Origin of the sequence: Kineococcus radiotolerans SRS30216 = ATCC BAA-149 (genome assembly GCF_000017305.1) — a bacterium.
GTDB classification, from domain to species: domain Bacteria; phylum Actinomycetota; class Actinomycetes; order Actinomycetales; family Kineococcaceae; genus Kineococcus; species Kineococcus radiotolerans.
The window spans coordinates 4,599,464-4,613,708 of the sequence record NC_009664.2 but is presented as its reverse complement, the minus strand read 5'-3'; the positions used below and the strand labels follow the sequence as shown (position 1 = coordinate 4,613,708).

Sequence of the window (14,245 nt, the reverse complement as noted above, 5' to 3'; positions counted from 1 at the left end):
CCACAACCTCACGGTCATCCCGCATCGTGCGCTGTCGTTGGGGGCTGGCGGCTTCACTCATCTGCTGGGTTGCGGAGGGTTCTACAGGTCACCGACCTAAGATCACACCCGTCGCCGATGCCGCCGACAGGAACCACCGCGACAGCAAGCCCGTCACCGCGCCACGATCGAGGGGACACCGAGAAGAGGGCGATCATCATGCACCGACTGACACGCCGGACAGCGTTGTCTGCGACTGCCGTTGCCTTCCTGGCTGCCACCAGCGCCTGCACCAGGGGTCGGCAGGCCGCAGCCGGTCCATCCCTGGAGCCGACCCTGCCCGAAGGATGGTCCATCCTTCCGCCGGCACCAGGCCCGGCCCGCCTACGGGCGCTGTCAGCGTGGACGGGCACCGAAGCGGTGTTCCTGGGCGGCTCGCCCACCATCCCCCACAGCGGTGACACCTGGGGCGACTCCCTCACCGCCACCCCCGAGGACGTCCGCCACCGCGACGGCATCGCCTTCACCCCTGGCACCGACCCCGCCACCGGCACCTGGCGCACCCTGCCCGAAGCACCCGTCGCCTCCATCGACGCCAGCTCCGGTGCCCCCACCATCGACGGCAGTGTCTACTTCCTCGCCCCCCAAGGCCTCATGCAGTTCGACACCACCACCGACACCTGGACCCGGCACGACCTTCCCGCCGAGTCCACCGGTAACTGGCTCCACGCCGCTGGGGACCACCTGATCCTCACCGCCACCGGCTTCGAGGAAATCCCCGACTTCCAGTGGAACACCCGCACCCAGCAGTGGTCGCTGGTGCCGACCGACCCGCTGGGCCGGGCAGGGCGACGCGCCATCAACACCCCCCACGGCTTCCTGCTCATCGCCATCGACCCCGACTACTCCCGCGACGACATCGGCCCACGACCACTGGCTGCTGCCCTGCTCGACGTCGAGGCCGGCACCTGGCGGCGGCTACCGAACTACCAGCAACTGGAAGGGGGGCAACTCACCCTGCACGGCAACCGCGTCATCGACGCCATCCCCCTCGCCGGCTTCACCCCGGCGGTCGGGCCCTATGCCGGGAGGCAGCTACCGGCTGCCGGGGTCCTGACCCTCCCCGGGGGTGCCTGGTCGACGTTGCCAGGCGCTGAAGAAGCGGCCGATCTCGCCCCGGGGTAGTGGGTGGAAGCCGCTGGAGAGGGCCTGATCGCCACCCAGGGCCTGCTCTACGACGACCGCAGCCGCACCTGGACGTCACTACCCCCACCCCCGGACAAGGGCGGGAGCAGTCCCGGCGCCGTCGTGTGGGCCGATGACGTACTCATCGCCCTGGGCGCCATCAGTGGTGCCCCCGAACTGGGCAACGACGAGGTGGACACCACAGCCAGGGCCTACCGGCCCGCCGTCCATTGACGTACTCACCGTCATCCCGCAGACCTTGCGCAGGCGCTGAGGGCACGCAGGCCAGCAATGCTGGTGTCAGCGGCTCAACGAGCGATTGTGCAGGCCCACTCCGGCTAGGTAGGGCAGCAGGATGGCGGCGCCGACTGCAGCAGCCACCACCCATGTCGGCGTCGCGGTCTCTGCTGCGGAGGTACCAGCCATGATGACGCAGAAGACAGCGCCGAAGTCGAGGGCAGCGAACCAGCCTCGCCCACGCGGGCGCTGGCCCCACCAGGAGAGGCGACGGCCTGGCGACCTCTTCGCATCAGCCCTCACCGACAGCACAGAAAGGGCCCCTCCCAACAACACCCAGATCACCCACGTCACGCCTGCATCGTGCTACACCCAGCGCACCGGCGCCGTCATCTGCCTGGGTCGTTACACCCTTGGACCAAAGACCCCAGCACTTCACGGTCATCCCGCGGTGTGCGCCGTTACCGTCGGCGGCTGACGGCTTCACCCATCCGCAGGTGTCCAGGCGCGAGATGAAAGCCGGGCGATCATCCGCCCGAGCCCTCCACACCGCTCAAGCCCTCCATCCCCCGCGGCACGGTGTGGTGGTCTCGGGGATGGTCCATGCAGAGGCCTCGACGCACCTCACCCTCCTGGAAGACTCGCCAGGTGATCACGACTCAGGTACCGCGACCATGACCAGTCGCAGCGTGGACGGGCCGCAGATCACTGCTCACTCGCCGCTGCGCGCCCGGCCCGCACTACGTGCTCGCCTCGCCCTGTCCGCGGTCGCGACCCTGGTCCTGGCGGGCGCTGCTTTCGCGGTGCGCGACGAGCCCGCCGCGCCACCCCTGTCCGCTGCCGACGAACTGGCCCAGGACGTCGCGCAGCAAGTCGTCGACGACGTGCAGGGCTACGTCCAGACCGGGCGCATCCCCGGAGAGCTCGATCCGGACGGCGCAGCAGCAACACCCCTCCGCGTCAACGACGTCAATGACATCCGCATCAACGACATCCGCGTCAACGACATCCAAGACTGGCTGCAGGACCCGCCGGCCACGTACTGGACGGGCCGGTCCAGGGGGTCGTGGCGAGTGCTCAGCAGCGACGTCCCGACTGCCGGTGGGGCGACCCCGCCGGCGGAGGCCACCTTCGTCCTGGCCGTCTACCTGCTCTCCCAGGACACCAGCTTCGTCAACAGCTCCGAGTGGGGCCGCACCTGCTTGCAACTGCACGTCGAGCCTGCGGCCTACGTCGTTCAGCAACAGCGGGTGGCGTGCGCTGACGACGTCCCAGAAGAGGGGCTGCCGCACTACTGACCCGAACACCTCGACTTCACGGTCATCCCGCCTTGGGTGCGAAGTCCCAGCCCCATAGCGTGCTGACTATGGACGAAGAATCGGCCTACTCAAGCAAGCTGACTCTCCACTTCGGCGCCTCCAGCGGACCCATCCATGCCCGGCCGGGCGACATCACCGACGCCGACGACGAGCACCTGCACACCCTCAAGAACACCGTGGCTCTGCCCGTCGTGACCTCGCTGCTGCGCGAGGAAGAGCTGCAGCAGCTCACTCTCCACTGGGGCATCGACGGCGACCCCGGCGACGTCTGGATCACCATCACCGCCGCCGGCGAGACGTTCCAAGACCTGTTGAGCTCACCGTCGTGGCACGGCGGCGATACCGACGGCGAGCAGCACTCCCCCTTCACCGCCCAGGAGTGCGCACAGCGCCTGGCCAGCCACCTCGAGGACTGGATCACCGAGAGCCGCTTCGGGTGGGGCCAGCAGCGGATCGCGCGCTACACCCTGCCGCAGCTCTGAACGACGAGCGGCTTGACCGACTTCACGGTCATCCCGCCATCCGCGTGATCACTGACGGGGGCGGGAACGATCACCTGCCAGCCGACGATGTGCTGTGGTGGGCTCCTCAGCCCCTGACGCGATCCTCGAGGACCTGGAGCACTGACCATGGCCATCACGCTCGTCGCCACCACCGAGGCGTGGGAGCAGCACACCCGTCCACTGAAGGACCTGACCCGTGCGGAGCGACGCGCCCACCGCCTGCATGCCGACCGACAGGTCAAGGCCGACAACGCCGACACCCAAGACGCCTTCGAAGAGTTCATCCGAAGCCACTCCCCGGATGAGCGCTACGCCGCCGGACTAGCAGAGCTTGCCCAGTTCCACCCCTGGTACGACCGGCGCTACCGCCCCGAGGACCTCGATCAGCTGGCGCATGACCTGCTGCATGCTCAGACCTTGGCCGCCGACAGCCCCCCGCAGCTCGCTGCGCTGCAGGAAGCTGCTGACCTGGTGCAGCAGTGCCGCACCCACGGCTGGCACCTGCACACCCGCGTGGACTGAGCCCACCACCACTTGTCCCCGCTCTAGAGAACCCGCACAAGGGATCAGCAGTGGCGGTTCACCTAAGGCAAGGTCATCGGGCGATCGGCGGGATCACGGTAGCCACGACCTCACGGTCATCCCGCGTTGTGAGCGCTGTCGCTGGCGCCTGGCAAGGAACATCACGACCTGCGCGACCCGCCCCTACGCTGCCCCCGTGATCACCGACCCGGTAGGCCCAGACGCCGTACCTGCGCTCATCGACGCCGCCCGCGAGCACGGCGACGGCAACATCCACACCGTCGCCGCCGCCGTCCTCGACGAGCACGACCGCATCCACGTCGGGCTGAACCTCTACCACTTCACCGGCGGCCCCTGCGCCGAGCTCGTCGCCCTCGCCACCGCCCGCACCGCCGGCGCGCAAGCCCCCCGCCTCATCGTCGCCGTCGGCGACGAGGGCCGCGGGGTGCTCGCCCCGTGCGGACGAGACCGGCAAGTCCTGGCCGACTACTACCCGACCATCTCCGTCGTCGTCCCCACCCCTGACCGTCCCCAGGTAGTAGGAGCTGAGGAGCTGCTGCCACACACCTACCGCTGGCAGGCGCAGCAGGTTCAACGCCTGCGTTTCCGCGCCTCCCACCTACCCGCGGTCCGCGACGGCAGCAAGCGCGCCACCCTGCGCCTCGACGATCCCGTGCAGGTCGGTCCAGCCCTGCTGGTCTTCGAGCCCGCCAGGACCGACACCGCCGGTGACCTCAACGCCGGTGACGTCGACGACGAGGTCACCCTGGCGGGCAGGATCACCTCCACCACCGCCAAGACTGTCGCCGAGATCAGCGACGAGGAAGCGCGAGAGGACGGCTTCGCCGACGCGGCCAGCGTGCTGCCCGGCTTGCGGAACTACTACCCGCACCTGTCCAGCGACGACTACGTCGTCCTTGTCCGCTTCGACGTCGACGAAAGCTGACACGGATTTGGAGATTGCGCGGCCATCCCACGTTCAGCGCGGCACTGACCCACTCAGGACGCACGACGGCCGCCGGGCTGAGTAGCCCGGCGGCCGTGGCGCGATGGTCGATCCGGCAGTCGCCTCTCGGCGAAAGGCCGCTCGAAGCGGCTGAAGGTGAGGCCCGGGGACATGCAGCAGATCAACCACCCTCTACAAGCCGTCGCTGGGCAGCAGCATTCCCAGTGTCACCGTGCCTAAGCCCACCCGTCAGACGCCCGGTCATCCCGCTGACCAAAACGTCGCAGCCGTCACCCACCTGTCAGGAGTCGAGCCAAGACGACCGCTCGTCTCACGGCGCGACGCCGCGTTGACCCGCGTCCTGGGCAAGGCGACCAGCTGCCTGCTGCACCCGCAGCAAACGACTGGCTCGGGCCCGCTTCCGCCCCCGACGCACCGTCTCCGGATCAGCGGTCCGTGGGGAGCCATGGTTGAAGGGCGGAGCGGGGTCGTACTCCAAGGCCAGCTGCACCCACCGGGCCAGATCCTCACCGCACTCCAACGCCGCCAGGTGCAGCGCGAAGTCGATGCCGGAGGTGATCTTGGCACCGGTGACCACCGCACCATCGACCACGACGCGCTCAGCCACCGGCACGACGCCGAACTCCGCCAGCATCGGCAACGAGGCCCAGTGGCTGGTGGCCCGTTTGCCGGTCAGCAGGCCCGCCGCGGCGAGGGCGAAGGAGCCGGTGCACACCGAGGTGACCCACCGCGCGGAGGCGGCCTGGCGGCGCAGGAAGCCCAGGGCGACGTCGTCGCCGAAGAGGTCGAAGGCGCCCTCCCCACCGGGCACGAACAGGATGTCCGCCGGTGGGCAGTCAGCCAAGGTGGTGGTGGGCACGATGGACCAGCCGCAGTCGGTGACCACCGGTGCGGTCTCGTGCCAGGCCAGATGCACTTGGGCGCCGGGGAGGCGGTCGAAGACCTGCGCGGCCCGGTGAAGTCCAGCTGCGTCACCTGGGGGAAGAGCAGGACGACGATCTGCAGGTCAGCCACGGGCCCAGCGTAGGCAGCCGGGATAAGGGGATGGGCGACGCACGGTCATACCGCGATCCGGGCGGTCGTACACGACCGGCGACGTCGCGGTCATGCCGAATTCCGGATGATCGCTCAGTGCCTCGGCGGAGCTGGCAACCTGGGAGCTGAGACCCCTCCCATCGCCGCACTCAGGAGCTCCATGCCCCACTGGATCTGGACAGTCATCGCCATGGCGATCCTCGGCACCGCCATCGGCTTGCTCGCCCCCCGACTACGTCGCCGCGGCCAACGCGGCCTCTACGGCGAGGGCGTCTTCGACGCCAGCATCCGGTCCCTGGGGCCGTCACCTCATGGGCTCAGCCAGGCGTGGGGTGGCGCGGCAGGTGCGGTCATCAGCGACGAGGGTGATCTGCGTTGGCGTGGCGCAGTGCTGGTCGGCGGCCGACTCGAAAGCTCCGAACCGCGCAAGCCGCAGAAAAGCGAGCTGGTCTGGCTGGACCCCTGGGCGCAGGTGTGGACCGTGGTCTTCACCGACGGCTTGCGCGTGGAGCTAGCTGTCGCCCCAGGTGATGCCCACCACCTCGCACCCTGGCAGCAGCCCTGAAGCTGACGATGTCGATCTACCGGTCATCCCGCCGTCCGCGTGGTCATCGCCCCTCCGGTGAGACACCGGCCCGTGATGGCGGCAAGACTGCTGGTGCGTCCCAGCAGCGACGCGATCACCAGTGAGGGGACAGCATGAGCAGGAGAACACGAGCGGCACGGCGGGTCGCCGGCCTGACCCTCGTGCTGTACGCCCTCTGCAGTTGCGGCAACACCCCGACCACCGCCACCTCCCCCGAAGAGGGCGAGCAGCCCGCGCTGGTCCTGACGCCCGCTCAAGAGGACGCCGTCGCGGCGCTGACCCACCCGGAGTACGCCCGCCGCGGCAACCCCCTGGGGCTACTCAGCACCACCCAAGACCTCGTAGGCGGCGCCCTGGCGTGCGATGAGGTCGCCGAGCACCTCGGCATCCCCATCCCCAGCTTCCCGACGCTGCAGGAACGCGGCTTCACCCTCACCTGCGGCAGCTCCGAAGGCGCCGGCATCTTCGAGCACCCGGTGCCCTCAGCGGCCAACCCACCTGCACCGCCGGCGGACCCGGCGGCCGACGTCCACGGCGTGAACATCGCCTACCTACCTCCGGGCGTGGACGCCGACGGCACGTCTTTCGATGAGGCCCGCAGCCAGGGACTGGTGTGGATGACGATCCTCTACGGCGGGGACATCGCCCAGCCGCCCACCGCTTCGGCGACCAGCGAGCCCTCCAGTTCGGACTTCACCACGTTGCAGTGGCGCAACGGCAACGTGCTCGGAGTCCAATACATGGATCCTGGTGACACTCGCATGGCCTGGCGCGCCACCGCGGCGGATCACGTCTTCGGCGTCAGCGTGAACGTCTCTGGTGATCCTGTCGCCGGGGTCGCCCTGCTGAGGGACGGGGTCAACCTCCCCACCTGACCCTACGCACGGCCCACACCGACGTCACGGTCATCCCGCCCTACGGGCGATGATCACGTCGCAGCCCTGGCAAGGAATGAGTCCGGCAGCGTTCTCACCCGCCCAGAGCAAGCCCAGCTTTCCCTCCTTAGCGACACTGCATCCGTGGATCCTCTCCAGCGCGCCCGTGCCCGTACCGTGCTCGGCTACCTGCCGGCCGAGCACATGAGCACATGGGCCAACACCGCGCTCAGCCGCGGCTACGACTCACCAGCCGTGCGCGAGCTGGCCACGGCAGTCCCCGATCACGACCCCACCCAGCTGCGCCTCTTGCTCGACACCGCCTTGGAGCAGCTGGGGGCTCCCGGGTCTGCCCCCGCTTTGGTTGACTCCGACCTGTGAGGATCATGGTCCTCGCTGGAAGGATGAGCACCGTGCACAAGCGCTACCCCGACGAGTTCCGCCGCGACGTGATCGCCGTCGCCCGCCAAGGCGGGCAGACCCGAGCGAAGATCGCTAGCAGCTTCGGGATCTCCGAGTCCTGCCTGGGTCGCTGGCTGAGGATCGCTGACCGCGAGGACGGCAAGACGGCGTCCAACAGCACGCCTGCCGTGGGCGTGGACCTCGAGGCGGAGAACCGGGAGCTGCGTAAGCGGGCCAAGCAGCTGGAGCAGGAGAACGAGATCCTGCGGCGGGCGACGGCGTACTTCGCCCGTGACACGTTGCCAAAATGATCTACCCGCTGGTCCGTGACCTTGCCGGCGACGGGATCCCCGTCGCGGTGACCTGTCGGGTGCTGGGCTTCTCCAAGCAGGCTTACTTCAAGTGGCGCGCCGCTCCGGTCACCGACCGGGACTGGAACGACGCTCACCTCCTCAACGCCGCCGTCGACATCCACCACGACGACCCCGAGTTCGGCTACCGCTTCATCGCCGACGAGCTGCAGCAGCAGGGCGTCAGGACCTCGCGCAACCGCGTCCAGCGCTTGTGCAGCCTGCAGAAGCTGTTCTCAGCCCACGCCCGCAGACGCGGCGCCGGGCGCCGGCCGGGACCACCCGTGCACGACGACCTCGTCCGCCGTAAGTTCACCGCTGAGAAGCCGAACGCCCTCTGGCTAACCGACATCACCGAACATCCCACCGCCGAAGGCAAGCTCTACCTCTGCGCGGTCAAGGACGCCTGCTCCAACCGCATCGTCGGCTACTCCATCGATGCCCGCATGACTGCCGACCTCGCCGTCCAAGCCCTGTCGAACGCGCTGGCACTGCGCGGTGGGACCGATGTCCTTGAGCTCGTGGTCCACTCGGACCGCGGAGCCCAATTTCGTTCCCACCGCTACCTTCGCGCTCTTTCGGCAGGGCAAGCGCGTGGGTCGATGGGTCGGGTCGGGACCTGCGCGGACAACGCCGCCATGGAGTCGTTCTTCAGCCTGCTGCAGAAGAACGTCCTCAACCGCCGGCGCTGGGCCAGTCGGGAGGAGCTGCGCCTGGCCATCGTCTCGTGGATCGAGGGGACCTATCACCGCCGCCGTCGTCAGCAAGCGCTGGGTCGACTGACACCCATCGAGTACGAGACACTCCTGCAAGCCGCTCACGCGGCCTGACCGCCCCTACTGACGAGGGTCAACTGAAGTAGGGGCAGACCCGCCCTTCGTCGAGAGGTCCCCGCTGCAGGCGCTGGGCTGGATAGCGGTCTACGGCATCCCTTGGATGGTGCACCTCATCGCGCCCTGGCCGATGCTGTTCACGGCCAACTTCTGGGCGCGCATCGCGGTTCCGTTGACGGTCATCGCCACCCAGCTCGTCTTCGCAGTCGCCGGCAGGTCGTGGATTCTGCTGATCTACTTCGCTTTGCCGTTGATCTCCTCGGGGTTTGCCCTGCTGCTCGCGTGGGGTGGGCGTCTCGACGACCACGATCGTGACCGGGCAGCGACGAAGTAGGCGGCCTGCGACCTCGCGGTCATCCCGCCGTCCGCGCGGTTGCGCTGCTGGCGACAACCGCTCTGAAGGAGATGCCAGCGGTCTCGGATGCTCCTGCCTCCTTCTCGCCCAGAGACCCACCCCATCAGCGGAGGCGCCGCCGACGCCTCTCGTCCAACGCGGAGACCACCGAGTTCAGGACGGCGACGTAGCCCGCAGCCAGCAGAGCGAGCACGAACGCCCCAACCGCCCACAAGGCGTCCTGATCCGACAGCGGAGGCACCACACCTGCCATGAACGCCCCCCACGCCAGCACGGCTCCCCACCAGGGATGAACCAATAGGCGACCCACGATCACAGCGAGGGTGAGCCCAGCACAGGTGGCTCCCCAGACCAGGAGCTCCCCTACCGTCGTACTGAGCGTCGAGGCGCCCAGGACACGACCCACCAGGACACCCACGATGATCACGGCGACGACCCCGAATCCGCGAAGAAGACCACGCCTCCGCAGCGCCCCTGAGCGCGGCGGACTGCTTGACGGGTCACGCTCGGCGCTGGACACGCCTTCATGGTGGGCCACGCTCTGCGGCCTCGGTCGCTCAGCCTGCCGCAGGACCCCCAGCCGGCGTAGAGCCCACCCGCCACATGAACTCCTGATACCGGACCTCGAGCCACGACCGCACGGTCATCCGCAGACGTCGCACGGTCCTGACGATGACCGAGCGGTCGACCTCACCGGCAGAACAAGGGCATAGACGTTCAGCGGGAACCTCAGCACGCATCCGAGATGACCCCCAGCGGTGAGGCCGTGGCCCCCGCCGGCGTTCACGCGCGGTAGTAGCCCGTCCAAGAAGCGCCGGTCCACAACTCCTCAGCACCCGCTCGCACAGGCGAGGGATACATCCCCGGAGGCTCCACTCCCGGCCGCGGCACGGACTTCACCCGTCCATCCCCCTGCAGCACCCACGTGCCGCTGTAATCCCACGGCGGACCGGCGTCAGTGTCGCGGACATGGCCCCCACCACCGACGTGGAACTGCCCGAACCTCATCACCGTGGTCGTGTAACCGTGCTGCAGCTCCTCGATGTTGCGTCTGCCCACGGCCTTCCACCCGTGCGCCACCCAGGCGAAAGGCGCCAGCCCCACCAGCAGCACCAAGCCGGAGCCGAGCCAGCCGCCGTGTCCTCCTCTGGAGAGGAAGAAGATCAACCACACGCTCACCGCGAATACCGGGACACCCCCCAGCAGCAGGCGCACCTCCAACCGGTGCGCACTCGGCCCAGGCAGCAGCTGAGGTGGTGTGCTCGGCACCTGCGGTGTTCGCCGCTGGGCAACCGCCTCGGCGTATCCGGGCACCTGCCGGGGTCGAAGGTGGCGCAGGGCGCGGGAGCTTCGTGCGGACACCTCAGTCCCGCTCGGCGATGACGATGATCGACCTGCCGTCACCCGGTGCCCGCCCGGCTGATCGGGAGGTCGACGTCCATGCTGACCACTGTGCCCGCGACATCGGCCCAGTGGAGGTGGTGGGCACCAGCTTGACCCGTCCAGCGCAGCAAAGGCCCACGTGGACGTCTCCGGCCTTCGCTCCCTGCCGCCGCACCCCACCGCTGGACCTCACCATCGTTCGCCTGGTCACCCGCGATCCGGACGGTGCGTCGGCGGTCGCGACGTCACGCACGCGACGATGAGCGAACGGGTGCCTTGCCGTCTCCCACCTCTCAGCGGTGACCGTCACTCCGGCATGGTGGTGGAGGAGCACACCGGTCCTGCGGGAATTGGACGTGCGGTGCTGAGAGGGGCGTGCGTGGTGACTCAGGGTCCAGTGGCAGCACAGCAGGTAGAGGAGTGGGTAGAGGAACGGGCTGCCTCGCTCCTGGGTTCAGACGCGCCGTGCCGGGTGCAGATCAAGGTCGCCGCCAGCGACGCCGCAGCAGCTGCCTCCGTCTTCGACGACCCCGACGCCGACGAGGTGCTGCACCGCACCGACCCCATCATCGACGAACAGGTCGACGCACAGGCGGCGACGTTCTGGCTCGAGATCGACCGCAGCCACCGCCCCACCGCTGTCGGTACCGCCCTGAGGTTGCGCTACGCCGGGACACCGGTACTGCTCAGCCAGCCGCTGGACATCGCCGAGACGGTCAGCGACGCCTGGCTGCACGAGCTGATCGGCGGCCCCGGCCCAGACGAGCACATCTCCGGCCCCTACCCCCGCGCCCTATTCGCCATCGGCGGGACACGGGTCGTGCAGCAGTTGCTGGACATCGTCACCGACCCCACCGCCTTCCCCGGCTTCCGCGACCGCGCCGCCCAGGGGTGCCTCTTTGCCTTGCGCAACATCCCCGAGGAGCGCCTGTGCCGGCAGGTGCTGGATGCGGCGGTGCAGGAGCTGCGCTCGGCCCTGCGGGCTTCGCCCACCCGGACCCGGGCACCGCGGCCCGTCAGCTCCCTGCTCTGGGCGCTGCAGGACGCCCTTGACCAGGTCGCGTCCTGGTCGTTCCCCGACTTCCAGCCCGTACCGCGACTGCCGCAGGAGCTGCTCACCGAGCTGCTGACCAGCCCGTGCCGGGACCTGCACTGGCCGGTCCTGCAGATCCTCGCGGTGATGCCCACCCCCCTCAGCGAGCAGACGGCGGCCGCCGTGGCCGACGTCGGGGTGCACCACGCCGGGATCAAGGGCCCCGACGCGGTGGTCGTGGCCAGCGACGCCGTCGACGCTCTCGGTCGCTGCCCCGACACCGCCGCGGTGCAGCAGGCGCTGGAGGTGCTGAGCCGCTCCGCAAGCCTCGAAGTCCGCCTGGGCGCGATGGCGCACCTCGTCCACCGTGGGGGCTACCCGGTGGCCAAGAACCTGTGGGAGCGGCTCCTGCAGGACCGCTCCAGCGCCAACCGCCGCTACGCCAGTGAGCTCATCGCCACCCACGGGCGGGCCGAGGACGTCCCCGCTGCGATCACCGCCCTGGGGCAGGCGTGGAAGTCCAAGCACAACCCTCAGCCGATGTACGACGCGTCGGGACTCGTGGTGGCCCCGCCGTGGGGTTCGGAACTGCTCACCTTCCTGTGGGGCCACCGGGAGCAGTCCGCGGCGGCAGTCGAGATCCAGCGGTTGCGCAGGCGCTGGCCCGCGACGCGCCCTGACCTGACCGCGTGGGTCGCGGAGCACCTGCCCGACCTGCGACCTCCTGCGCCCTGATCGCACCCGAGACCCGGCCATGCCCCGAACCCGTTCACACTGAGGGCTCGACCGCGCACCGCACGACGTCACGGTCATCCCGCCGTCCGCGCGCAGTTGGCCGGGCGATGATCTTGCGGTCATGGCGAAGAGCGAGCGGTTTCGAGCACCCGGTCGGAGCGGGACCAAGCCCCGCGTCGAGCCTCCCCGCCAGCGCAGACGCGGGACACTCACCAGGTGAAGCTCACCTCCACCGACGGCGCCGCCTTCGAGCTGCGTCTTAGCGGCTACGAGTACCCAGACCTCACCACTGCCGACGAACTGGACGCCAACTGGGTCATAGTGCACGGCAGGGTGCGCACCGCCGCCGGTGAGATATGGACCTTCGACGACCCGAGCCTGACCACGTGGGAGGCGCAGGAGCTGCTGGACTGGCTGCACGCCGCGGCCGAAGGACGCCTTGAGCCGAGTGACGACCCCGGCTCTGACATGGTGACGAGCACGCTGATGTTCATTGAGCCCAACCTGGCCTTCAGCGTGGCCGCGGTCGAGGGCGAGCAGACGATGCTGCGCGTGCACCTGTCCCTGGAAGCGGTGGCCGGCAAGCCCGACTGGTCGGCGGGTCCCAAGCCCCGCATCTACGAGTACAGCATCCCGTTTCGGGTCGACCGCGCCCAGCTGCTCACGGCAGCGCAGCAGTGGAGCAGCGACATCGCGCCATTCCCGGCTCGGTGACGACACGGGCAACCACCGTCTGGGTCGAAGTCCTCGGCTCTGGGTGACACCTCGCGTTCATCCCGCGCTCAGTGCGCGACCTCGGCGAACTGGAGACGTCCGCACATGACGAAGAGCGAGCAGCACCTGAGGGTGCTGGTGGGCGTAAACGAGCAACCCTGTCGGCTACCGCCGCCCGGTGCTCACATGCGCGTGGTGGGTCGTTGTGCCGCTGAGTGCCTCATGGCCGGCGCCACGGGTGCCGGCATCCCGGTGCTGGGTGGGGCTGATGCCGAATTGGCGGGTGAAGGCGGCGCTGAGGGCGTAGGGGGACCCGTACCCGACCCGGCGGGCGACGGCGGTGAGCGTTGTGCCGGGCTCGAGGAGGAGGTCGGCGGCTAGATCGAGACGCCAGGTGGTGAGGTAACCCATGGGCGGCCGGCCGAGGAGGGCGGTGAAGCGGCGGGCCAGGGTCGCCCGGCTGGTGGCGGCCGCCGCGGCGAGCGAGCCGATGGTCCAAGGGTGCTCCGGATGGTCCTGCAGCAGCCGCAGGGCCGGGCCGACGACGGGGTCGGCGGCGGCGGTGTACCAGCCGGGTGCGGTGGCACGAGAGGTGTCGAACCAGGCCCGCAACGCCGTCACGAGCAGCAGGTCCAGCAACCGGTCCAGGACCGCCTCCTGCCCGGGGGCGTGGTGGGTGACCTCTTGCGTCAGCCAGGTCAGGACGGGGGCGGTCGCGGCGTCGGCCCGGAGGACGACCAGGGCCGGCAGGGCGTCGAGCAGCCGCCGGTTGAGCGCCCCGTGCTCGGTGTAGGTGCCGGTGAGCAGTTGGGTGCCGCCGTCGCCGTCTCTGTTGCCCCAGACCCCAGCGCCCCGCCAGCCCAGGGGCACCCCGACGCCGTCGAGGGTGGTGCAGCGCTGGTCGACGTCGATGAGCGCCTGCGGCGGGGTGTCCGGGTCGTCGGCTACGACGTAGGGGTCCGGGCCGCGGACCACCGCCACGTCCCCGGAGACGATCCGCTGCGGTGCCGTGCCGTGGCGCAGCACCCAGGCCGACCCGGTCACGACGGCCAGGACGGTCAGCGGGGCGCGGTCGTGCACCCGCAGCGCCCACGGGGGGGTCCAGGTCGCAGCGCAGCACGAACGCCCCGCGGGCACGGGGGCCGGCGAGCAGGTTCGCGAGGGGGTCCACGGCTCCCCACCGTAGCCCCGCATCCGATGGGGGTGGGCGCGGTGTGAGACGCCCGCGCATC

The 14,245-nt window shown here is 69.6% G+C and carries 15 protein-coding genes and 1 pseudogene; 13 read left to right on the top strand and 3 right to left on the bottom strand.

Translation table 11 applies throughout. The features are described from left to right. Window positions 1-399 precede the first annotated feature (399 nt). From KRAD_RS22025 to KRAD_RS22000, 6 genes are all read left to right on the top strand, one after another. Window positions 400-1,164 carry a Kelch repeat-containing protein gene (locus KRAD_RS22025; protein ID WP_041292362.1) on the top strand — a complete coding sequence of 255 codons (765 nt, stop codon included), beginning with the start codon at window positions 400-402 and terminating at the stop codon, window positions 1,162-1,164. 3 nt (window positions 1,165-1,167) lie between these two features. After that, entirely contained in the window at window positions 1,168-1,398 is a 231-nt protein-coding gene (locus KRAD_RS22020; RefSeq protein ID WP_012087917.1) for a hypothetical protein, read from the top strand. Between the two features lie 677 nt (window positions 1,399-2,075). Next, on the top strand, window positions 2,076-2,699 hold the full coding sequence (locus KRAD_RS22015; RefSeq protein WP_157873706.1) for a hypothetical protein: 624 nt from the start codon (window positions 2,076-2,078) through the stop codon (window positions 2,697-2,699). Window positions 2,700-2,767: 68 nt separating this feature from the next. Next, the gene (locus tag KRAD_RS22010; RefSeq protein WP_012087914.1) at window positions 2,768-3,202 is read left to right on the top strand and encodes a hypothetical protein; all 435 of its coding nucleotides are present in this window, start codon (window positions 2,768-2,770) and stop codon (window positions 3,200-3,202) included. A gap of 147 nt (window positions 3,203-3,349) precedes the next feature. Next, the gene (locus tag KRAD_RS22005) at window positions 3,350-3,745 is read left to right on the top strand and encodes a hypothetical protein (RefSeq protein WP_012087913.1); all 396 of its coding nucleotides are present in this window, start codon (window positions 3,350-3,352) and stop codon (window positions 3,743-3,745) included. 196 nt (window positions 3,746-3,941) lie between these two features. Next, window positions 3,942-4,691 carry an ASCH domain-containing protein gene (locus KRAD_RS22000; RefSeq protein WP_012087912.1) on the top strand — a complete coding sequence of 250 codons (750 nt, stop codon included), beginning with the start codon at window positions 3,942-3,944 and terminating at the stop codon, window positions 4,689-4,691. Window positions 4,692-5,022: 331 nt separating this feature from the next. On the opposite strand, the gene KRAD_RS21995 is transcribed toward KRAD_RS22000, so the two are convergent. Next, window positions 5,023-5,628: a DJ-1/PfpI family protein gene (locus tag KRAD_RS21995; RefSeq protein WP_012087911.1), complete on the bottom strand. Its 606-nt coding sequence runs from the start codon at window positions 5,626-5,628 to the stop codon at window positions 5,023-5,025. A 279-nt stretch (window positions 5,629-5,907) separates the two neighbouring features. Here KRAD_RS21995 and KRAD_RS21990 point away from each other — a divergent pair, with 279 nt between their 5' ends. The 5 genes from KRAD_RS21990 (at window position 5,908) to KRAD_RS21965 (ending at window position 9,127) form a co-directional block, all read left to right on the top strand. After that, the gene (locus tag KRAD_RS21990; protein WP_012087910.1) at window positions 5,908-6,312 is read left to right on the top strand and encodes a hypothetical protein; all 405 of its coding nucleotides are present in this window, start codon (window positions 5,908-5,910) and stop codon (window positions 6,310-6,312) included. A 134-nt stretch (window positions 6,313-6,446) separates the two neighbouring features. Then, window positions 6,447-7,208 (top strand): hypothetical protein, encoded by a 762-nt coding sequence (locus KRAD_RS21985; protein WP_012087909.1) that lies wholly within the window; start codon window positions 6,447-6,449, stop codon window positions 7,206-7,208. Between the two features lie 144 nt (window positions 7,209-7,352). Continuing rightward, the gene (locus KRAD_RS21980) at window positions 7,353-7,589 is read left to right on the top strand and encodes a hypothetical protein (RefSeq protein ID WP_012087908.1); all 237 of its coding nucleotides are present in this window, start codon (window positions 7,353-7,355) and stop codon (window positions 7,587-7,589) included. Between the two features lie 32 nt (window positions 7,590-7,621). After that, a protein-coding gene (locus KRAD_RS21970) for an IS3 family transposase (RefSeq protein ID WP_238985862.1) occupies window positions 7,622-8,790 on the top strand; the annotation gives its coding sequence in 2 pieces (ribosomal slippage) (window positions 7,622-7,910 and window positions 7,910-8,790; 1,170 coding nt in all). A gap of 106 nt (window positions 8,791-8,896) precedes the next feature. Then, the gene (locus KRAD_RS21965) at window positions 8,897-9,127 is read left to right on the top strand and encodes a hypothetical protein (RefSeq protein WP_041292358.1); all 231 of its coding nucleotides are present in this window, start codon (window positions 8,897-8,899) and stop codon (window positions 9,125-9,127) included. A gap of 804 nt (window positions 9,128-9,931) precedes the next feature. On the opposite strand, the gene KRAD_RS21955 is transcribed toward KRAD_RS21965, so the two are convergent. After that, on the bottom strand, window positions 9,932-10,363 hold the full coding sequence (locus KRAD_RS21955) for a hypothetical protein (RefSeq protein ID WP_041292356.1): 432 nt from the start codon (window positions 10,361-10,363) through the stop codon (window positions 9,932-9,934). A 640-nt stretch (window positions 10,364-11,003) separates the two neighbouring features. Between KRAD_RS21955 and KRAD_RS21950 the strand changes: the two genes are divergently transcribed. Both KRAD_RS21950 and KRAD_RS21945 read left to right on the top strand, forming a co-directional pair. Then, complete coding sequence (locus KRAD_RS21950; protein WP_041292355.1) at window positions 11,004-12,299, top strand: HEAT repeat domain-containing protein; 1,296 nt, start codon at window positions 11,004-11,006, stop codon at window positions 12,297-12,299. A 216-nt stretch (window positions 12,300-12,515) separates the two neighbouring features. Continuing rightward, window positions 12,516-13,013, top strand: coding sequence for a WapI family immunity protein (locus KRAD_RS21945; protein ID WP_012087901.1), 498 nt, complete (start codon window positions 12,516-12,518; stop codon window positions 13,011-13,013). 165 nt (window positions 13,014-13,178) lie between these two features. Here KRAD_RS21945 and KRAD_RS21940 read toward each other — a convergent pair. Further along, window positions 13,179-14,184: pseudogene (locus tag KRAD_RS21940) on the bottom strand (AraC family transcriptional regulator). Window positions 14,185-14,245 lie beyond the last annotated feature (61 nt).